The organism is Stenotrophomonas sp. 21LCFQ19 (assembly GCF_056861425.1).
Genome location: NZ_JBSPUF010000001.1, coordinates 202,678 through 222,845, shown reverse-complemented (window position 1 = coordinate 222,845; position 20,168 = coordinate 202,678). Strand labels below are relative to the sequence as shown.

The window sequence follows — 20,168 nt, the reverse complement described above, 5'->3', positions numbered from 1 at the left end:
TCGTGTAATCGTAAAAAATTACAGGCGTAAACGATGATCCGTATCAGCGAGGCCGAGGCCGTTGTCATGGAAGTCCTCTGGGGGCAGCACCCGCTGTCTGCAGACGAGGTCATCGCGCGACTGCCCGGCGGCAATGACTGGGCCGAGGCCACGGTCAAGACCCTGCTCAACCGCCTGCTCAACAAGGCGGCGATCAGTGCAGCCAAGGAAGGACGGCGTTTCCTGTACACGCCGCTGGTGCAGCGCGATGCCTGGTTGCTGGAGGAGAGCAGCAGCCTGATCGAACGCCTGTTTGATGGCCGGGTTGCGCCGCTGGTCGCCCATTTCAGCCAGCACCAGCGGCTCAGCCGCGAGGACGTGGCCGAGCTGCGCAAACTGCTGGAGGGGCTCGGCGATGAGCAGCACTGAGATCCTTGCGCTGCTGCTGAAGACCACCTTGGCCAGCAGTGCGGCGGTTGCGCTGGCACTGATACTGCGCCGGCCGCTGCGGCGCTGGCTCGGGGCAAGTGCTGCTTACCTGCTGTGGCTGCTGCTGCCGGCGACGCTGCTGGCGGTGCTGTTGCCGGCACCACGAGTAGCGCCCGTGCCGATGCGGGTGAGTGAAGTAGCTGTGCAGGTTGGGCAGGCGGTGGTCGCTGGTCCCGCCGTGATAGCGCATTGGCCGCTTTGGCTGTGCTGTGCATGGCTCGCCGGGGTGTTGCTGATGGCGTTGCGCCTGTATCGCCAGCAGCGGAAATTCCAGCAGGGGCTGGGGCTGCTCAGCCGACGCGATGACGGATTGTGGCAGGCGCAAGCAGTGGCGGGCTTGCCTGCGGCGATGGGCTTGTTGCGGCCGCGGATCGTGCTGCCGGCTGGCTTCGAGCAACGCTATCTGCCGATCGAGCAGCAACTGGTGCTGCTGCATGAGCGCGTGCATCTGCAACGCGGTGACATCGCGATCAACGCACTGCTGGCGTTGTTGCAGTGCCTGTACTGGTTCAACCCGCTGTTGTTGCTCGCACTGCGTTGCTGCCGCGAAGACCAGGAATTGTCCTGCGATGAACGTGTGATTGCCCAGATGTCGGGCGCACGCCGCAGTTACGGCGAGGCCATGCTCAAGACCGGGCTGGCCGCGTCCCCGTTGCCGGTGGGGTGTCACTGGCAGAACCATCATCCATTGAAGGAGCGTATTGCCATGTTGAAGCGTCCCGTACCGGGCAGGAAGCAGTGGTGTGCCATGTTGGTGCTGTCGCTGGGCTTGTCGTCTGCTTTCGGCTATACCGCCTGGGCCGCGCAGCCGGGCAAAGCGGTGTCCACTTCCTCGTCTACGTCCACGTCTTCTTCTTCATCGACATCCACGACGACCGGCAAGGGCACGGTGTACGCAACCTTCGTGGAAGCGACGCTGGAAGGCACCAGGCAGCGCTTCGAGCTACAGCAATCGGCAGGCACGCCGTTCTCCTTCAGCGCCAGCTCGGACAAGGGCGTGCAGTGGGCAGCGGAGTTCACCCTGCAGCCTGCCGCCGACGGCATGCTCACGCTGAAAGGCACGCTGAAGGCGAACGGGGACCTGATTTCGTCGCCGACCTTGCTGATCAAGCCCGATGTGGCCGCAGGCATCGAAGTGTCCACCGCCGATGGGCGCTCGACCTGGGCACTGGAGCTGCGTTCGATCGCCTTGGCGGCAGGGGACCCGGCCATCGTATCGGCAGGTTCCGGCAAGGCCGAGCAGGTGACCTTGCCGAATGCCGGGCGGATGCCGCCGCCCAGTTATCCGCGCGCTGCGATCGACAGTGGCACCAGTGGCAAGGTGGTGCTGCGTATCGCGGTGGATGCCGAAGGCCGGGCGACCGACGTGGTCGTTGCCGAGGCGCATCCCAAGGGGGTGTTCGAGGAAGTGTCGATTGCCGCTGCAAGGCAGTGGCGTTTCACGCCGGCAATGAAGGACGGCAAGCCGGTCGCCGGCCTCATCCGGGTGCCGATCTCGTTTGATATGGACGAAGAAGAAATGCACTACACCGAAACCCAGAGCAGGAGCTGAGGTGCGCGGGCATGCGGTGATGCTGGTGGTGTTGATGCTTGCAGGTTGTGCGACGCAGCCAGCGAAAGAACAGGCGAGCAGCAGTTTCAACCTCAACCAGCACCGGCAGATGCTGACGCCCGAGTCGTCCGGTGGCGCAGGCGAGATACAGCCCTATCAGTTGGCGGCCACGGAAAGCTTCCGCATGCCGGTTGCCGTAAGTGCCGATGATCCGGTGTTGCCGTTGGAGTACGCCAAGCGTTCGCTGGATGCCACCACGGTATGCGTGAATGTCATCCTTGATGCGCAGGGGCGGGTGGAACGCAGCGCGCCGCTGTTGGCGCATTCGGCTTGCGGTGCGGGAAGTGACACGGCCAATGCAGGCCTGCTGCAGGCGGCGCTGGCCGCCACTTCCGGGTGGTTGTTCGAGCCGGCTGCGGTCTGTCACTACGCGGCTGGTGTAACGGCACCGTCGAACGGAGACTGCAGTAACGCCTCACGTATCGAGGTAGTGCCGGTAACCCTGGCCTATGCCTTCACCTTCGAGGTGATTGAGGGCAGGGCAATGGTGCGGCGCGAGGACGCCTTGCACTGAAGACGCGCCTGCACGTGGTGCAGGCGCGTTGATTGCTCAGGGAGTATCGAGCAGCTGGTTCAGCAGCGCGGCCAGCTGTTCGCCGCCCATACGAAGTTGTGCTTCGGCGACCGGTTCCCATACAGCGGTGTAACGCTCGTCGATCTTGTGACCGTCCGGGTACAGGCCCTTGCGGGTGGCGATGCGGCAGGTCTGCTCGGCCCACAGGGCGGGATCGCGCTGCAGGTCCGGTGTGCGCACACCGCTGGGGGCCGGCAGTGCCTGCAGGCGTTGCAGGAACTGGTCGTCGTTCAGCTGCAGCGGATAGAACATGCCGCTGTCCCATACCGAGTGCAGATTCGTACCGCGCCCGTTGAACTGCAGCTGATAGTTGTTGCCGCCGCGGTCGTGACCATAGCCGGCGTGCAGGGGTTGGTGCAGGTCGCCGACCAGATGCACGACGAACTTGAGTGCCTGCAGGCGTTCGGCGTCGCTGAGCTGGCGGTTGGCCAGGATTTCACTTTGCTGCTGCAGGGCGCCCACCACGCAGTTGCCGTTGCGGCAGTGCTTGGTCGGGGAGAAGTTGCAGCCGTCTTCAGCCATGTTGACGTAGTGCCAGCCGGCCGACTTCTTGCCCAGATCGGGGTCGTTCGCGCGCAGCTGGTCTGCCCACGGCGCGATGCTGCTGAGGCTGGCGCCGGGCTCGCTCGCCAACAGTCGATCGATTTCGGCCTTGGCCTGGGGATCCAGGCGGGTTTCGGCGACCCGTGCGACCAGGCGGTGGCCTTGCGCGCCCCATGCCAGTGCCTGGCCGGGGAGGGTTGCGGAGACAGCGATGGCGATGCCCAGTGCCGGCATCAGGAGACGGTGGAGCTTGTTCATGCCGCCATTCTAACGGCTGCGCCGCCATCGGCTACGTGCGCCAGATGGCGAAACACGCCCCCGGTTGTAGCCGGGGACGTGTTCGCTGGGGGAGGGCAATACTTACTTACCCGTCAATTGCGGCCAGCCTCAGAACTTGAAGACGTAAGCCACGCCGTACACCAGCGGATCGATCTTGGCGGTGCCCAGCTTGTTGCCGTTGACCTTCACCTTGGTGTCGATATCGGCCCAGCGCATGTCAACGCGCAGTGCGCCCTTGTCGCTGACGGCGAAGTCCAGGCCAGCATGGGCGGCCAGGCCCCACGAATCTTCCAGCTTCAGCTTGGTGCCAGCCAGCGCGCCCTTGCTGTCGGTGCTGAAGAACTTGGTGTAGTTCACGCCCAGGCCGACGAACGGGGTGACCTTGCTGCTGTTGGTGAAGTGGTACTGCAGCGAGACCACCGGCGGCAGCTGCTTGGTTTCGCCGACCTTGCCGACGCCGTCGATGCTGACGTCGTGCTTGAACGGCAGCGCTGCGAGAACTTCGATACCGATGTTGTCGGCGACGAAGTACTCAAAGGTGACGGTCGGCTTGACGTCGCTGTCGACCTTGGTGGACAGCTTGCCCAGGCCCAACGCGGCGCCATTCAGATCGCCGGCATCGGACGTCGGGTCAACCGCGTGGACGCCGACGCCCAGGGTCCAGTCGCCCTTGGACTGGGCCATGGCGGGGGCGGCAGCAGCCAGGGACACGGCGGCGGCCATGGCGGAGAGCAGCAGGGCGGAGGTCTTGCGCATGTGTAATTCCGTTGCTTGGTGGAGGTGGCGCCAGTGTCCGGTCAGCGCCCGGGTACCGCTTTGATCCTGATCAAACAGGGGTTTGCGCTCAGCTGGCGCTCAGCTGCGGGGGATGGCTGGGCGCCACGGGGCGGGCATGGGTCCTGCTAGAATGGCGTCCCCTTTCCACCCCGCCGCAACGGTTTTGCGGCTGCAGGAGCTTGTGAACATGGCAATCAAGGTCGGCATCAACGGTTTCGGTCGCATCGGGCGCAATGTGCTGCGTTCGGCAGTGTTGAACTTCGGCAACGACATCGAGATCGTGGCCATCAATGATCTGCTGGAGCCGGATTACCTGGCCTACATGCTCAAGTACGACTCCGTGCACGGCCGTTTCAAGGCCGACGTGGAAGTGTCGGGCAGCGACCTGCTGGTCAACGGCAAGAAGATCCGCCTCACCCAGGAACGCGACCCGGCCAACCTGAAGTGGGACGAAGTGGGCGTGGACGTGGTGATCGAGTCCACCGGCCTGTTCCTGACCAAGGAAACCGCGCAGAAGCACCTGGACGCGGGCGCCAAGAAGGTGATCCTGTCGGCCCCGTCCAAGGACGACACGCCGATGTTCGTGTTCGGCGTGAACCACAAGACCTACGCCGGCCAGAGCATCGTCTCCAACGCCTCGTGCACCACCAACTGCCTGGCCCCGCTGGCCAAGGTCATCAACGACAAGTGGGGCATCAAGCGTGGCCTGATGACCACCGTGCACGCTGCCACTGCTACCCAGAAGACCGTTGACGGCCCGTCCAACAAGGATTGGCGCGGCGGCCGCGGCATCCTGGAGAACATCATTCCGTCCTCCACCGGTGCTGCCAAGGCCGTGGGCGTGGTGATCCCGGAATTGAACAAGAAGCTGACCGGCATGAGCTTCCGCGTGCCGACCTCGGACGTGTCGGTGGTCGACCTGACCGTCGAGCTGGAGAAGGAAGCCACCTACGCTGAAATCTGCGCCGAAGTGAAGGCACAGAGCGAAGGCGCGCTGAAGGGCATCCTCGGTTACACCGAAGACAAGGTGGTTGCCACCGACTTCCGTGGCGAGACCCACACCTCCGTGTTCGACGCCGAAGCCGGCATCGCCCTGGATGGCACCTTCGTCAAGCTGGTCAGCTGGTACGACAACGAGTGGGGCTACTCCAACAAGTGCCTGGAAATGGTGCGCGTCGTCGCCGCCTGATCCACGCAACAGCTGCAAGCAGAACGGGCGCCGAAAGGCGCCCGTTCTGCATTCTTGAAGCCCCCCCTTTCACCGAAGGTGAAGGGGGTGAAGAAGGCTGCTTGCACGCCACTGGCGTGCGGCCTGATGAACGACCGAAGGCGGCTGCTGGCGCGGACCTTGCGCGGGCTAGAGGGTGATGGTGATGCCGGGGAAGTCTCGCTGGAAGCCTGACGCTGTCCACTCGCCACTCGACAACCAAGCCGATGCCAGTGTTGCGCGAGCAGCGTTCGGTGTGGGAGCGGCGCAAGCCGCGAAGCTGAGACGGCTGAAACCCTTGGTATGCATGCCATCTGATGATCTACCAGCTTCGCGGCTTACGCCGCTCCCACAAAAGTGCAGTCTGGGGCTCAACGCGGCTCAAACGCCCTGGCTGAAAGCATTGCGCGGCAAGGCGCGGGCTGAAGCTGACTGGGGGCGTCTTGCGTTTTCAGGTGGCGCGGATAAGGTGATGCAGCACGTTCAGGTGCACAAGGATGATCAATGGACGAGGGTTGGGTGTTGTTGATTGTGCTGCTGGTACTGGCCGCACTGGCCATACCGGTGTTGCTGGTGGCTGCCTTGGTGTCGGTGTCTTCGCTCAAGCGCCGCGTGGCTGCGCTGGAGGAGCGACTGGATGCTGGCGAGACGGAAGCAGCACCACGCAGGCAGCACGTCGAGGCGATCCGGCCCTACGCCTGGGCGGAGCCCGAGCCTGCCCCCGAGCCCGAGGCAGATGAAACCGTGATCGAGCCGCTGGCGGTTGCATCGCCGGCGCACCCGGCCGAACCCGTCGCTGCGTCGCCAGCACCGCCGCCGTTGCCGCCCAGGGCAGATCCGCTCGATCCGCTGGCAAGCGAGCCGCGCCGGCCGATTCCTGCCCGCCGCGAACCGCCGCCAGAGCGGACCTGGACGCCGGCTGAGCCTGCCGAACCCAACTTCGTCGAACGCGCGCTTGCCTACGCCAAGCAATGGCTGACCAGCGGCAATGTGCCGGTCAAGGTCGGCATGCTGGTGCTGCTGGCCGGTGTGGCGGCGTTGCTCAAGTACGCCACTGACCAGGGCTGGTTCACCGTTCCGGTCAGCCTGAAGCTGGCTGGCATCAGTGCAGCGGCATTGGCCGGTTTGGTGTTCGCCTGGCGCAAGCGCGAAAGCCATCGCAGCTTTGCCCTGGCGATGCAGGGCGGCATGATCGGCATTCTGTTGCTGGTGGTGTTTTCCGCCTGCAAGAACTACGGAATGATCGGCACTGGCGCCGCATTTGCGTTGAGTGTGGTGTTGATCGCCGGCCTGTCGGTGATGGCGGTGCTGCAGGAAAGCAGAACCCTGGCCATTCTCGGTGTACTGGCTGGCTTCATGGCGCCGATCTGGTTGTCCGACGGCAGTGGCAATCATGTGGCCCTGTTCTCGTACTACGCACTGCTCAATGCCGGCATCTTCGCCATCGCCTGGGTGCGGCCGTGGCGCATCCTCAACCTGCTGGGGTTTGCCTTCACCTGGGGCATTGGCACGGCCTGGGGCGTGTTGAAGTACACCCCGGCCAATTTCAACAGCACCGAGCCGTTCCTGGTGTTGTTCTTCGTGTTTTATCTGTTGTTGCCCTTGTTGTATGCCCGCAAGGCCAGCAGCGAGGGCAGTGCGCGCATCGATGGCTGCCTGTTGTTTGGTACGCCGCTGGTCGCATTCTCGTTGCAGGCAGCGTTGCTGCACGGCGATCGCATGCCCCTGGCGTTCTGTGCACTGGGCGTGGCCGCGTTGTACGCAGTATTGGCGCGCGCGTTGATCAACAGCGAGCGCATGAATGTGCTGGCGCGTGGCTATGCGATTCTCGCAGTCGGATTCGCCACCTTGGCGGTGCCCTTGGCCCTGTCGGCGAAGGCAACCGCATCGGTGTTCGCGCTGGAAGGTGCGGGTCTGGTCTGGCTGGGCTTGACCCAGGACCGTCGCTTGGCCCGCTGGACGGGTCTTGGCCTGCAACTGGCCGCTGCCGGGGCCTTGGCGATTGGTGTGTCGGGCAGCCATCTCGGCGCGACGACTGCCATCGCCAACGCCGCCTTCATGGGTGCCTTGCTGATCGCCGTGGCCGGCTTCGCCACCGCATGGTGGTACCGAAGTACAGGCAATCTGCAGGTGGCGACTGTGGCCTACCTGTGGGCGCTGGCCTGGTGGCTGGGCAACGTGATCCTGGAGATCGGTGATTTCGTCGAGGTCGACAGTCGCCTGCACGCGGTCTTGCTGCTACTCGGTGTGACCGGTTGGCTGGCGGCGGAAGTGCAGCGGCGTGCGCCTGTGTTGGCGCTGTCGCTGACCACCTTGGGCGCGTTGGTGATGGCCTTCCCGGTGGCCTTCCTGCAGGTGTCCGAATACGGGCAGCCATTCGCCGGTTACGGCGCGGTGGCGTGGGCAGTGTTCGCCGTTCTGGGTGTGCGCAGCCTGATGTGCCTGCGTGCTGGCAGCGGCAAGGTTGCTGGTTTGGCGCAGCTGGCCTGGTGGTTGCTGTGGCCGACCGTGGTGTCGCTGTTGGCCTGGCATATCGGCGACCGCTTCGCGCTGGCCGAGGGCTGGGTGGGCATGTTGCTGGCGCTGCCGTGGTTGCTGCTGGCGGTGTTGTCCATGTATCGCTGGGCGTGGTTGTCGCAGCCCTTGGGGGCGGCGTTTGATGGCTATCGCAAGGCCTTGCAGATCGCCGTGTTCGCGGCACTTGGCTTGTGGTGGCTGACATCGTTGGCCAGTGCTGGTTCGGCTGCGCCATTGCCGTGGATCGTTGTACTTAATCCGCTGGAACTGGCGGAGATCGCCGTGCTTGCCTTGCTGGCGATGCGCCTGCGCCAGAGCGGTGGCGCAGCGGTGTTGCCGATGCAACTGGTTGGCACGGCGGTGGCGGCGCTGGTGCTGGTGACGGTGATGACGCTGCGAGCGGTGCATCACTGGGGTGATGTGCCGTGGAGTGACAGTCTGCTTGGCACGAAACTGGCGCAGACCAGCCTGACCGTGGTCTGGAGCCTGCTGGGCGTGGTTGGCTGGATTTCCGGCTCGCGTCGTGGCCAGTGGGGGTTGTGGTTGGCCGGCGCAATCCTGATGAGCGTGGTGTTGGCCAAGCTGCTGCTGATCGATCGCGGCAACCTGGGTGACCTGCTTGGTATCGGCGCCTTCATCGCTTACGGACTGCTGTGCACCCTGGTGGGCTGGCTGGCGCCGGCACCGCCACGGAGGCAGGGTGCTGGGACAAACAACGAGGAAACAACCGCATGATCAAGCGCCTGCTGGTACTGGCCTTGTTGCCTTTCAGCGCAATTGCAGCCGATGACTTCGCCCGCCAATGGCCGTTGCAGCTGTCCCAGTCCGATGCCGGTGCTTACCGGGTGCCGCTGGATGCATCGGTGTATGCCGCCGCGCATTGGCGTGACCTGCGCGATGTACGGGTGATCGATGCCGATGGCAAACCGGTGGCCAGCGCCGTCTATGCTGCTGCAACGCCGCTTGGTGGTGCGGTGCGTACTGCGCCGCTGCAGTGGTTTGCATTGCCTGCAGCAAGTGCGGGCGGCGATGAGGACCTGAGCATCGTGGTGGAACGCGATACCGCTGGCAAAGTGGTGTCGATCCGCAATTCGGTCGGCACGGCAAGGGCGGCGGGGAGCGCTGACCCGGTATGGCTGGTCGACCTGGGTGACGAGGCCGGCAAGCTGCACAAACTACTGGTCGATTGGAGTGACACCGCGGCGACGCTGGATCTTGGCTATCGCCTCGAAGGCAGCGACGACCTGCGCGGTTGGCAGGTGCTGGATCCGCAAGTGCGGCTGGTGCAACTGCGCAACCAGGGCAACGAGCTGCGCAGCAACAGCATCAAGGTTGAATCAGGTCTGCGCTATCTGCGTCTTGTACCTCTGCAGCGCAGCGGCGCGCCGCAGTTGCAGGGCCTGCGCGGTGAGTTCGCTGATGCGGTCGAGGTTGGCGATTGGCAATGGCAGGAACTGCAGGCGGCTGCTGGCGGCAACGGCAAGGATGGCTATCTGTACCGCCTGCAGGGCCGATTCCCGGTGCAGCGCCTGGATGTGGTGATGCCGTCCAACAGCGCGGTGAGCTGGACGGTCTCCAGTCGCGACGAAGACCGCTCGCGCGCTGCCGATGGTGAGCCGGTGTGGCAGGCACTGACCACGGGCTGGAATGCATGGAACCTCAGTCAGGCAGGCGAGCAGCAGCGTTCGCCACCGCTGGAAACCTCCGGCATCGTGGATGACAGGCAGTGGCGCCTGCAGGCCGAGCCCGGCGCGGTGCCTGCTGCTGCGCCAACGTTGCGGTTGGGTTATCGCCCTGGCAGCGTGGTGTTTCTTGCGCAGGGTCGCGCGCCTTACCTGCTGGTCGCAGGCAGCGCGGACGAGGGCAAGACGCAGGCGGCATTGGATCCGATGTTGGCAGCCTTGCGCGCGCACAACGGCGCGCAATGGCAGCCGGTCGCGGCAACGCTGGGCGCGGTCGCACAGCGCGCCGGTGATGTTGCCTACCAGCAGGCCGAAGCCCCACGTGATTGGAAGAACATCGTGTTGTGGTCGGTGCTGGTACTCGGTGCAGCAGCAGTAGCGGGTTTTGCATTTAGCCTGATCCGCAGCAGCCGCACAGAAAAAAAAGACACCTGACGTAGTGCCGAGCCATGCTCGGCAGAGGCCTTCACACGCGAAGTCAGCAGGCTTCTCTCCCCCCCTTTCGCAAAGCGAAGGGGAGGGCCGGGGAGGGGGTGCTTTTTGCGCTGTTGATTTATCTGCTTCGCGGCTTACGCCGCTCCCACAAGTAGTGTGGGTTGCTGGTGAGGCCTGCAGCCGAGCATGGCTCGGCTCTACCGGTTGAAATCCTGGCGCAGCAGGCCGTAGATGGCGCTGTCGCAGATCTCGCCGTTTACCTGCCAGCGTTCGCGGAGCAGGCCCTCGCGGACGAAGCCGAACCTTTCGACGAGGCGACAGGAGGGCGGGTTGCGCGGGTCGATGTCGGCCTCGATGCGGCGCAGTCCCAGATCGTTGAAGACGTAGCCCAGCACCAGCTGCAGGGCTTCGCTGGCCAGGCCGCGGCCCTGCCAGTCTGGATGCAGGCTGTAACCGATCTCGGCACGGGCCTGTGCCAGGTCCATGTGGAAGATGGCACTGCTGCCTATCAACAGGTCGCTGTCCGCGTCGGCAATGGCCCAGACCAGCATGTCCAGTTCGCGGCGCTGGCGCTGGATGTCGGCGATCTTCTGTTCGGCCTGTTCCACTTCGGTCCAGGCCGGGTAGCTCCAGTAGCGCATCACCCGGGCATCGCTATGAATGGCGAACAGCGCTGCAGCGTCGCCATCCCGGACTTCGTGCAGGCGCAGGCGGGGGCTGGACAGTTCGGGTTGCGGCAGGCGTGGCGACATCCGGTGCACCTTGGGTTTGCCCCATCAGGCAGGGCGGGCGAGAATTGCGGTTTCCCCCATCTTTGCGGAGCTGATCCTGCCATGTCCATCGTTCGCATGACCGACCTCGACCTTTCCGGCAAGCGCGTACTGATCCGCCAGGATCTGAACGTGCCGATCGACGAGAGCGGCAAGATCACCTCCGAGCAGCGCATCACCGCCTCGCTGCCGACCCTGAAGCTGGCACTGGAGAAGGGCGCCGCTGTACTGGTGACCTCGCACCTGGGCCGTCCCAAGGAAGGCGTGTGGAGCGAAGCCGATTCGCTGGCGCCGGTGGCCAAGCGTCTGTCCGAGCTGCTGGGCGTGGACGTGCCGCTGGTCAAGGACTGGGTGGACGGCGTCGACGTGGCCCCAGGCCAGATCGTGCTGCTGGAGAACTGCCGCATGAACGTGGGTGAGGGCAAGGACGATGAGGCCCTGTCGCAGAAGTACGCCGCGCTGTGCGACGTGTTCGTGATGGACGCCTTCGGTACCGCACACCGCGCACAGGCCTCGACCCATGGCGTGATCCGCTTCGCTCCTGTCGCTGCCGGTGGCCCGCTGCTGATGGCCGAGCTGGACGCGCTGGACAAGGCGCTGGCCAACCCGGCGCGCCCGTTGCTGGCGATTGTTGCCGGCTCCAAGGTCTCGACCAAGCTGGAACTGCTGTCCAGCCTGGTAAGCAAGGTCGACCAGCTGATCGTCGGTGGTGGCATCGCCAACACCTTCATCGCGGCCGAAGGCCATGGCGTGGGCAAGTCGCTGGTCGAGAACGACCTGCTCGACACCGCGCGCAAGATCGATGCCGACGCCAAGGCCCGCGGCGCCGAGATCCCGCTGCCGACCGACGTGGTGGTGGCGCCCGCATTCGCGGCTGACGCTCCGGCCACGGTCAAGGCGGTGGATGCCGTCGGCGCCGAGGACATGATTCTGGATATCGGCCCGCAGACTGCCGCCCAGTACGCCGAACTGATCGCCAAGGCTGGCACCGTGGTCTGGAACGGTCCGGTCGGTGTGTTCGAGTTCGACGCGTTCGGCAAGGGTACGGAAGCGCTGGCCAAGGCCATCGCCAGCTCCAATGCGTTCTCGATTGCCGGCGGTGGCGACACCCTGGCCGCGGTCGACAAGTACGGCATCGCCAAGCAGGTGAGCTACATCTCCACCGGCGGCGGCGCGTTCCTGGAGTTCCTGGAAGGCAAGACCTTGCCGGCGGTTGCAGCGTTGGAGGCTCGCGGCTCGTGAGCCGCGACGTTTTCTTCTTCGATCTCGACGGCACGCTGATTGATTCGGCCGTCGGCATCACCCGCTGCGTGGCTTTTGCACTGGAACAGATGGAGCATCCGGTGCCCGGCGATGCCGAGCTGCGCAAGTGGATCGGCCCGGCGCTGCGTACCAGCTTCAAGCCCTTGTTCGGCGACGCCCTGCGCGTGGAACGGGCGGTGGAGTTGTACCGCGAGCGTTTCGATGCGCATGGCTGGAAGGAACACGATATCTACGCCGGTATCGGTGATGTCGTGCAGGGCCTGCACGCGGCCGGCCATCGGCTGGCCGTGGTCACCGCCAAGAACGAGCCGCATGCGCGGCGCATCGTCGAGCACCTGCCATTTGGCGGCTGCTTCGAGGACATCATCGGTGCGACCGAAGATGGTTCGCGCAGCCACAAGCCGGAGTTGATCGCCGAGGCTTTGCAGCGTCTGCAATTGCAGGCGCCGCAGTGCTGGATGATCGGCGACCGCCGCATGGACATCGAAGGCGCGCGTCACCACGGCATGCGCAATGTCGGTGTGTTGTGGGGCTTTGGTGGTCGTGAGGAGCTGGTTGCTGCCGGGGCTGGCGCGTTGGCGGCTACGCCGGATGCGTTGGCGGCGGTGTTGCGCGGTTGATTGAAAGGCTTTGGTTTTCGCGGCTCCTGCAGCCGGAGCCGCGATGGTTCCAGTACACATAAAAAGCTGATTCGTCATTCCCGCGCAGGCGGGAATCGCTCTTGGCTTTTTGGCTTTGATGTGGCTTGGGTACGAGCGGCGTAGTTCAAGGTGAAGAGCGGGGAGCGATGACCCGACATTCGTCGGTTGAAAACCCCGCCTGCGCGGGAATGACGATCGGAAGGGTCTCTGGGAAAGCCTCCTGGCCTTCGCTGCCCACCCGCTTCACTTGTCACCCGATGTCCCCGGCATGTCTCCACTGCCAACTTTCCTTGCTGCAAAGCAGCACAACTTCCCCTCCAGCCAACACGCAACAGCAACATCCGCGTGCTGAGCTATCACCTTGGCTTATCGACCTATGCAAGTCAGCTATAGGTCCCGCGTTGTCATACCGTACGGTATGTCCAGATCGACTGTCTGGCCTGTCTTTGGGACACAGCAGAAAGTGTCGTATGAAATCGTATGCGACATCGTTGTCATGCAATGGATGTGCTACTTTCGGCGGTCTATCAGGGAGACCACGCACAATGATTGAACGTCAGCGCCGCACCAAGATCCTCGCCACCCTCGGGCCGGCAACTGACGCGCCAGGGGTGCTGGACGATCTGTTCCGCGCCGGCGTCAACGTTGTGCGTTTGAATTTCTCCCACGGCGACCCGTCCGGCCAGGCCAAGCGTGCCGCCGACGTGCGTGCCGCCGCCCAGCGCGTGGGTGTGGAAGTCGGCATCCTGGCCGACCTGCCGGGCCCGAAGATCCGCATCGAGCGTTTTGCCGAAGGCAAGATCACGCTCAAGGCTGGCGACCGTTTCGACCTGATCGCCAGCACCTCGGCACCGGCCGGTGACACCAGCCAGGTGGGCGTGAGCTACCTCGGCCTGCCGCAGGACGTGGCGCCGGGCGACGTGCTGCTGCTCGACGATGGCCTGATGCAGCTGCAGGTCGTGGAAGTGCAGGGCGAGCGCATCATCAATACCGTGCTCAACGATGGCGTGCTGTCCGACCGCAAGGGGTTGAACAAGCAGGGCGGTGGCCTGTCGCTGGGTGCGCTGACCGAGCGCGACAAGGAGCTGATCGGCATCGTTGCCAAGATCGGCGTCGACTTCATCGCCGTCTCGTTCTGCCGCAATGCGCAGGATATGAATGACGCGCGTGAGATCGCCGAGTCGCATGGCTGCTACGCCGCGCTGGTGTCCAAGATCGAGCGCACCGAAGCCATCGAGAACCTGGAAGAGATCGTCGACGCCAGCGATGTGGTGATGGTGGCGCGTGGCGACCTGGGCGTGGAAATCGGCGACGCCGAGCTGCCGGGCCTGCAGAAGAAGATCATCAAGGCCTCGCTGGCGCAGAACAAGGTGGTCATCACCGCCACCCAGATGCTGCAGTCGATGGTCGAAAGCCCGATCCCGACCCGCGCCGAAGTGCTGGACGTGGCCAACTCGGTCATCGACGGTACCGATGCGGTGATGCTGTCGGCCGAAACCGCGGCCGGTGCCTATCCGGTCAAGGCGGTCGAGGCGATGGCCCGCATCTGCCTGGGCGCCGAGCGTCAGTTCCAGACCGAGACCGACTTCAATGCCTCGCCGCGCAACCTGGAACGCGCCGACCAGGCCATTGCCATGGCCACCATGTTCCTGTCCCAGCACGTGGGCGTGCGCGCCATCGTGGCGATGACCGAATCCGGTGGTACCGCGCGTTACCTGTCGCGCTTCCGCGCCAAGTCGCCGATCTACGCGGTCACCCGCCACGACGGTGCGCGCCGGCAGATGGCGTTGATGCGTGACGTGTTCCCGATCAACTTCGACAGCCGTGGTTTCACCCCGCGCGAAGCCGCGCGCGGCAGCATCCGCCTGCTGGTCGAGTCCAACCTGCTGCAGGCGGGTGATCGCGTGGTGTTCACCAGTGGCGAGCACATGGAAACCCATGGCGCCACCAACACCCTGCGCCTGCTGGAAGTGGGTAACGACGGCCGCGCCAGCGGTCTGGGCGACCTGTAAGCGACGCCAGCAACAAGCCACCGCTCCGGTCAGAAGTTGATCGGAGCGGACAGGTTTTGTCCTGACCTGACAGCCTGAAACCGATTCCAGACCTTGCGGGCAGCCAGCCGGTGAGCGTGCCGGGCTATAATCCGGGTTTTCCCGCACGCTGTCACAGGAACCTCATGAGCATCGAACTGCTGGCTGAAACCGCCCAGGCCATGGTCGCCCCGGGCAAGGGCATCATCGCCATTGACGAATCCACCGGTACGATTGCCAAGCGCTTCGCAAGCGTCGGCATCGAGAACACGGAAGAAAACCGTCGTGCCTACCGCGAACTGCTGCTGACCACGCCGAAGCTCAACGAGCACATCTCCGGCGCCATCCTGTACGACGAAACCATCCGCCAGTCGACCAAGGACGGCGTGCCGTTCGCCAAGTACATGGCCGACAACGGCATGATCCCGGGCATCAAGGTCGACAAGGGTGCGCACCCGCTGGCCGGCTGCCCCGGTGAGCTGGTGACCGAAGGCTTGGACGGCCTGCGTGAGCGCCTGCAGGAGTACTACAAGCTGGGCGCCCGTTTCGCCAAGTGGCGTGCGGTGATCAACATCGGCGAAAGCATGCCGTCGGGCACCTGCATCGAGTCCAACGCCCACGCGCTGGCCCGTTATGCCGCCCTGTGCCAGGAATGCGGCCTGGTGCCGATGGTCGAGCCGGAAGTGATCATGGACGGCGACCACGACATCGAGACCTGCTACGAAGTCACCGAAGCCACCCTGCGTTCGCTGTTCGACGCCCTGTACCAGCAGAACGTGGTGCTGGAAGGCACCATCCTGAAGGCTTCGATGGTCATTCCGGGCAAGACCTGTGACGAGCAGGTGGATGTCGAGGAAGTGGCCGAGTCCACCGTGATGTGCCTGAAGTCGACCGTGCCGGCGATCCTGCCGGGCGTGGTGTTCCTGTCCGGTGGCCAGAGCGATGAGCAGTCCACCGCTCACCTCAACGCCATGAACCAGGTCGGCGCCTTGCCGTGGCCGCTGAGCTTCTCCTACGGCCGCGCCATGCAGCAGGCTGCACTGAAGCTGTGGGCCAAGGACATGAAGGGCAACTACGCTGCTGCACAGAAGACCGTGTTCGAGCGTGCCAAGGAAAACGGCCTGGCAGCACAGGGCAAGTGGGAAGGCTGATAAGCCAACCTGCGTGAGTTGAACAGAACGCCGGCCAACAGCCGGCGTTTTGTTTTGCAGTGTTTTTGTAGGAGCGGCGTAAGCCGCGAAGCCGGTGCAAACAAAACCGCCAGGGTGGCTGCAATTGCATGCATTCCAGGCAACCTGGGAATTTCCAGCTTCGCGGCTTACGCCGCTCCTACAAGCTCGACGCCCTACAATCGGCTTTTTCCTCAGGGATGATCCGATGCACCGCAGAATCGCGCTGGCACTGTTTGCATCGACCATGACCGTGTCTGCCTTCGCTGCGGAGCCACGCGATTTCGATATCCAGCACTACGCAACCACCCTGGATCTGGATATCGCCGCCGGTCAGCTGCAGGGTGAGACCTTGCTGCGTTTCGACGCTACAGGCCCACTGCAAAAGCTGGTCCTGGACAGTGGTGAGCTGGTCATCGATTCGGTTACGCAGGATGACAAGCCGCTCAGCTTCCAGCAGGCCGATGGAAAGCTGGCCATCAGTCTTGCAACGATGCTGACGGCGGGCCAGCAAAGCAGCATACGCGTGCACTACCGCGGCAAGCCACGCTTTGGCCTGGAGTTCGCCGCCGAACGCAACGAGGTCTACACGATATTCTCCACCAGCCAATGGATGCCGTCGGTGGATGCGCCGGACGAGCGCGCTACGCTGCAGTTGGCGCTGCGCCTTCCTCGCGACCTGCATGCGACGGCGGTTGGCGATGAACTGCCATCGCGCCTGCTCGGTGATGGGCGCATCGAACACCGTTGGCAGCTGCGCAAACCAACGCCCGCGTTTGTCTATGGCTTTGCTGCCGGCCCTTATCAGCACGCGCGGCAGGGGCGCTTGCAGTTCTACTCGAAGGACCGCTCCGAGGCCGAACTGCGGCAGGTGTTCGCGGCCACCGACGACATGCTCGACTTCTTTGCCGCCCGCGCAGGCTTGGCCTATGAAGGCGACTATCGGCAGGCGCTGGTGGCCAACACCATCGGCCAGGAAATGGCTGGTCTGTCGGTGATGTCGGAGGCCTATGGCAAAGGCGTGTTGGATGATCCCACCCAGACTGGCTTGATCGCCCACGAAGCCGCGCATCAATGGTGGGGCGTACGCGTGACCTGTGCCAGCTGGGAGCATTTCTGGCTCAACGAAGGTTTCGCCAACTTCATGACGGCGGCGTGGTTGCAGCAGGCGCAGGGCGAAGCCGCCTACCAGGCGATGGTGCAGGGCTGGGAGCAGCGGGTATTGGCGCTGCGCGAGAAGGGTGCTGATCGGCCGTTGGTGTATCCGGATTGGAACAAACCCAGCGCCGATGATCGTGCGGTGGTCTACAAGAAGGGCGCGTACGTGCTGCACCGCTTGCGCTTGGAATTGGGCGAAGAGCTGTTCTGGCGTGGGTTGCGCGAGTACACACGGGCCAATGATGGGCGCTCGGTGGTGACGGCGGATTTCCAGCAGGCGATGGAGCGTGCGGCGGGGCGCTCGCTGCAGGGGTTCTTTGATGCCTGGGTTTATGGGGTGAGTGGTGCGCTGGGGTGATGGGCTTGCTGCCAAGAGCTACCCCACCACAGGCCTCCCCTTCGCTGCGCGAAAGGGAGGGGTAAAAGCGGCTACCTGTGATCTGCCCGACCTGCACAAACGGCCCCCTCCCTTTGCCGCAGGCAAGGGGAGGGCTGGGGAGGGGTAGGTTTTGATTTTGCTCGGCTCGAACAGCCAAACACCTCAATGCGCAGGCGCAAACCCACCCGCAAACGACGCCAATACCGAGCCCGCCTGCTCCTGCGCCGGTCCAGCGCTGGCCAAGGCCTGCTGGTAGATCTTGAACGCCGCCGCGTTGTAAGCCACCAACACGATCCGCGAAGGCCGCGCATGGCTCTTCTGCCAGGTCATGGTTTCGGTAGCTGCAATCACCGCCGCCTGGTGCAGCGGGTAGCCATAAACCCCGCAGCTGATCGCCGGGAACGCAATCGACTCCAGGCCCGTCTGCTCGGCCAGCCGCAGTGACTGCCAGTAGCAATTGGCCAATAACGCCGCTTCATCATGGCGACCATCGCGCCACACCGGGCCGACGGTATGGAACACATGCTTGGCCGGCAGATTGTGGCCGCCGGTGGCGCGCACTTCGCCGGTGGGGCAGCGCACGCCCGCGCGCAGTTCGGGCAACTGCTCGCATTCGCGCAGCAGGCCGGGGCCTGCGGCCCGATGGATTGCACCGTCCACGCCGCCGCCGCCAAGCAAGGTTTCATTGGCCGCGTTGACGATGACGTCAACGGCCAGTTCGGTGATGTCGCCCTGCCAAACTTCAATGTTCATGGCCGTGATCTTCCATTGCGATGTATGAGAAAAGCGTGACGGCTGCCGCCAGGCCGGAACATCCACAGTCTGCGCCCGTCCAGTCTCACCTGCTGTGATTTAAAGACGCGGAAACGCGTGAAGGCCGCACTGGACGGCCTCCATTGGTTGCTATGTAATGAAAATTACGGCCCTGCGCCAACCCGGTTCCGGCGCTGGAGGATCAGGGTGGATCCCACCCCTTCCTTTGGTAAACGCGCTCGCCATTAACGAGTGCGTACCAGAGCAGACCTAACACCGTGAAGGAAGAAGCTGCCAGTGCGCGCTCACGCCTGCCTTTGGCGTTGTACCGGTAGTAGTTCTCGCTATTCCTGCGGCTTGCATTGGCCAAAAACGAGAAAACCATGAACGCGGCGACAAAAGCCTTTCCGCTGCCAACCAATAGGCCTACAAACAGACTCCGGTTGTATCGAATGGCGTTGCGGTAAGCAATCAATACACCAGCCAGCGCGGCAACCGCGCCAACAGCCAGTACCGTTATCTGTGTTGGGTTCAGGGGGGCGCTGTCCAGCTCGCCTGAACGTAGAACGGCCACGCTGCACAATGCCAGGGTCGTAAACAATGCGGGGGACAGGCTCCAGCCGAAATCGCGCACATCGTAGTAGAAAACTATTTTTCCAAAGGCCGAGAGGGCAAGAACAATGCAGCAGAGCAGGACGCTGGCCAGGACCAGGAGCAGCATGGCTTTCCCGGCAGGCGTTATCTGCGATTTTGTGGCAGTGGAAGGCACTGGTTGGGTGGGGGTCACATCGTCGGCCGCTGCGTTGGTGTCTGCACGGGGCTTGGTGGCCAACCGTGTTGGGGCAAGCGCAGCTTCCTGTTCCTTGTCGACGACCTGAGCTTCCACGTCATCGCTGGCGTAGGCCTGGTCGTCGGTCGCTGCAGCCCCCGTTTGGATTGCTGTGGCGGTAGCTTCTTCCTGTTTCACGATGCCATCCAGATGGATGTGGCGCTGAATGAGCGCGTTGCCCAGGCACTCCAGTTCATTGCGGCATTCGCGCTCGATTGCCGCCAGCCAGGCGGATTCGTCCTGCTGCAGTGCGCCGACGTCGGCAACACGCCTGAGCGCATCGCCGAGCAAGCGCTCATGTTGTTCTGCCCAGAAGCGGGCATTGGCCTGACACACCCCGTCGTCAATGCCTGGCGAAGGGCAGTACATTGACGGATCGATGGTGCTGGCGGTCGAAACGCCAGGATCAAACGAGACACGACCAAGACTGGCCTGAGCGAGCGAGGTAAAGAGCAGCAATCCCACTGCGGAGGGGAAACGCCGAATACTGGAGCTCATTCGATCGGTTTCCAAACAATGCCACACTCGGAATAGCGGGAAAATTTGTCCTGGCCATCCCAGCCTGCAGGCATACGGTCGTGCAGTTTGCGTTCGCGTAGCAGCTGGTCTTCTTCCTTGGTGATGTAGGCCAACAGCGTCCATTGCTGAAGGATCTGCGCGATCTGCCATGGGCGAGGATTGCCGAGTGCGAGGGTGCTCTGGCCTGCCCGCAGCTTGATTCTGCCCTCGCTGACCGGCATGAAGCCCGGGGGCTTGCCAAGGTCATTGTGAATGATCGGAAACGCAAGTGAACGGAAGACCTTTTCGTAGACTTCGCCGATGGGTATCACGTGCTCCCTGATCAAGCCGCACTTGTCCCAGTTCTTTGCAGACAGTGCCTTGGTCTGGTGGGCACGTTCGCTGGCGAAGCCAACACCTTTCGGGCCGGTGGCTGCCAAGGTGGCCATGCGCAATGCGTTGCGCACATGGTGCTTTGTCGCGGGATTCCCAGGTAGCGTGTTCAGCACCAACGCGGCGACTTCACAGTGCCAATAGAAGTAGTCCGAATTGACTTTGTCGTCCATGCAGTCCTTGCCCATCGC

17 protein-coding genes are annotated in these 20,168 nt (G+C 63.8%); 11 read left to right on the top strand and 6 right to left on the bottom strand.

Annotated elements, in window-relative coordinates:
- The first annotated feature begins 33 nt into the window (after positions 1–33).
- The 3 genes from AC13FW_RS00995 to AC13FW_RS00985 are packed head-to-tail and all read left to right on the top strand — an operon-like array spanning position 34 to position 2,594.
- Positions 34–408, top strand: a complete 375-nt coding sequence (locus tag AC13FW_RS00995; protein WP_482987887.1) for a BlaI/MecI/CopY family transcriptional regulator — start codon at positions 34–36, stop codon at positions 406–408.
- On the top strand, positions 395–2,020 hold the full coding sequence (locus tag AC13FW_RS00990; RefSeq protein ID WP_482987886.1) for a TonB family protein: 1,626 nt from the start codon (positions 395–397) through the stop codon (positions 2,018–2,020). The genes AC13FW_RS00995 and AC13FW_RS00990 overlap by 14 nt, the downstream gene beginning before the upstream one ends.
- Before the next feature lies 1 nt (position 2,021).
- Positions 2,022–2,594: a hypothetical protein gene (locus tag AC13FW_RS00985; RefSeq protein ID WP_482987885.1), complete on the top strand. Its 573-nt coding sequence runs from the start codon at positions 2,022–2,024 to the stop codon at positions 2,592–2,594.
- A gap of 36 nt (positions 2,595–2,630) precedes the next feature.
- Here AC13FW_RS00985 and AC13FW_RS00980 read toward each other — a convergent pair whose 3' ends face one another.
- Positions 2,631–3,455, bottom strand: coding sequence for a S1/P1 nuclease (locus AC13FW_RS00980; protein WP_482987884.1), 825 nt, complete (start codon positions 3,453–3,455; stop codon positions 2,631–2,633).
- 129 nt (positions 3,456–3,584) lie between these two features.
- Positions 3,585–4,232, bottom strand: a complete 648-nt coding sequence (locus tag AC13FW_RS00975; protein WP_482987883.1) for an OmpW/AlkL family protein — start codon at positions 4,230–4,232, stop codon at positions 3,585–3,587.
- A gap of 208 nt (positions 4,233–4,440) precedes the next feature.
- On the opposite strand from AC13FW_RS00975, the gene gap reads away from it, so the two are divergent.
- The 3 genes from gap to AC13FW_RS00960 all read left to right on the top strand — a co-directional run bounded on the left by gap (position 4,441) and on the right by AC13FW_RS00960 (position 10,094).
- Positions 4,441–5,442, top strand: a complete 1,002-nt coding sequence (gene gap, locus AC13FW_RS00970) for a type I glyceraldehyde-3-phosphate dehydrogenase (protein WP_282268943.1) — start codon at positions 4,441–4,443, stop codon at positions 5,440–5,442.
- 522 nt (positions 5,443–5,964) lie between these two features.
- The gene (locus AC13FW_RS00965) at positions 5,965–8,712 is read left to right on the top strand and encodes a DUF2339 domain-containing protein (RefSeq protein ID WP_482987882.1); all 2,748 of its coding nucleotides are present in this window, start codon (positions 5,965–5,967) and stop codon (positions 8,710–8,712) included.
- Positions 8,709–10,094 (top strand): DUF3999 domain-containing protein, encoded by a 1,386-nt coding sequence (locus tag AC13FW_RS00960; RefSeq protein WP_482987881.1) that lies wholly within the window; start codon positions 8,709–8,711, stop codon positions 10,092–10,094. Before AC13FW_RS00965 ends, AC13FW_RS00960 begins: the two co-directional genes overlap by 4 nt.
- Before the next feature lie 197 nt (positions 10,095–10,291).
- Here AC13FW_RS00960 and AC13FW_RS00955 read toward each other — a convergent pair whose 3' ends face one another.
- Positions 10,292–10,846: a GNAT family N-acetyltransferase gene (locus AC13FW_RS00955; protein WP_482987880.1), complete on the bottom strand. Its 555-nt coding sequence runs from the start codon at positions 10,844–10,846 to the stop codon at positions 10,292–10,294.
- An 81-nt stretch (positions 10,847–10,927) separates the two neighbouring features.
- On the opposite strand from AC13FW_RS00955, the gene AC13FW_RS00950 reads away from it, so the two are divergent.
- The 5 genes from AC13FW_RS00950 (at position 10,928) to AC13FW_RS00930 (ending at position 17,483) form a co-directional block, all read left to right on the top strand.
- Complete coding sequence (locus AC13FW_RS00950; protein WP_482987879.1) at positions 10,928–12,106, top strand: phosphoglycerate kinase; 1,179 nt, start codon at positions 10,928–10,930, stop codon at positions 12,104–12,106.
- On the top strand, positions 12,103–12,747 hold the full coding sequence (locus AC13FW_RS00945) for an HAD-IA family hydrolase (protein WP_482987878.1): 645 nt from the start codon (positions 12,103–12,105) through the stop codon (positions 12,745–12,747). Before AC13FW_RS00950 ends, AC13FW_RS00945 begins: the two co-directional genes overlap by 4 nt.
- Before the next feature lie 566 nt (positions 12,748–13,313).
- Positions 13,314–14,780, top strand: coding sequence for a pyruvate kinase (pyk, locus tag AC13FW_RS00940; RefSeq protein WP_482987877.1), 1,467 nt, complete (start codon positions 13,314–13,316; stop codon positions 14,778–14,780).
- 164 nt (positions 14,781–14,944) lie between these two features.
- Positions 14,945–15,949, top strand: a complete 1,005-nt coding sequence (locus AC13FW_RS00935) for a class I fructose-bisphosphate aldolase (protein ID WP_482987876.1) — start codon at positions 14,945–14,947, stop codon at positions 15,947–15,949.
- A 226-nt stretch (positions 15,950–16,175) separates the two neighbouring features.
- The gene (locus tag AC13FW_RS00930) at positions 16,176–17,483 is read left to right on the top strand and encodes a M1 family metallopeptidase (RefSeq protein WP_482987875.1); all 1,308 of its coding nucleotides are present in this window, start codon (positions 16,176–16,178) and stop codon (positions 17,481–17,483) included.
- A gap of 183 nt (positions 17,484–17,666) precedes the next feature.
- Here AC13FW_RS00930 and AC13FW_RS00925 read toward each other — a convergent pair whose 3' ends face one another.
- The 3 genes from AC13FW_RS00925 to AC13FW_RS00915 all read right to left on the bottom strand — a co-directional run bounded on the left by AC13FW_RS00925 (position 17,667) and on the right by AC13FW_RS00915 (position 20,165).
- Entirely contained in the window at positions 17,667–18,257 is a 591-nt protein-coding gene (locus AC13FW_RS00925) for an O-acetyl-ADP-ribose deacetylase (RefSeq protein ID WP_482987874.1), read from the bottom strand.
- 202 nt (positions 18,258–18,459) lie between these two features.
- Positions 18,460–19,584, bottom strand: coding sequence for a hypothetical protein (locus tag AC13FW_RS00920; RefSeq protein ID WP_296247102.1), 1,125 nt, complete (start codon positions 19,582–19,584; stop codon positions 18,460–18,462).
- Positions 19,581–20,165 (bottom strand): hypothetical protein, encoded by a 585-nt coding sequence (locus tag AC13FW_RS00915; protein WP_482987873.1) that lies wholly within the window; start codon positions 20,163–20,165, stop codon positions 19,581–19,583. The genes AC13FW_RS00920 and AC13FW_RS00915 overlap by 4 nt, the downstream gene beginning before the upstream one ends.
- Between the last annotated feature and the right edge of the window lie 3 nt (positions 20,166–20,168).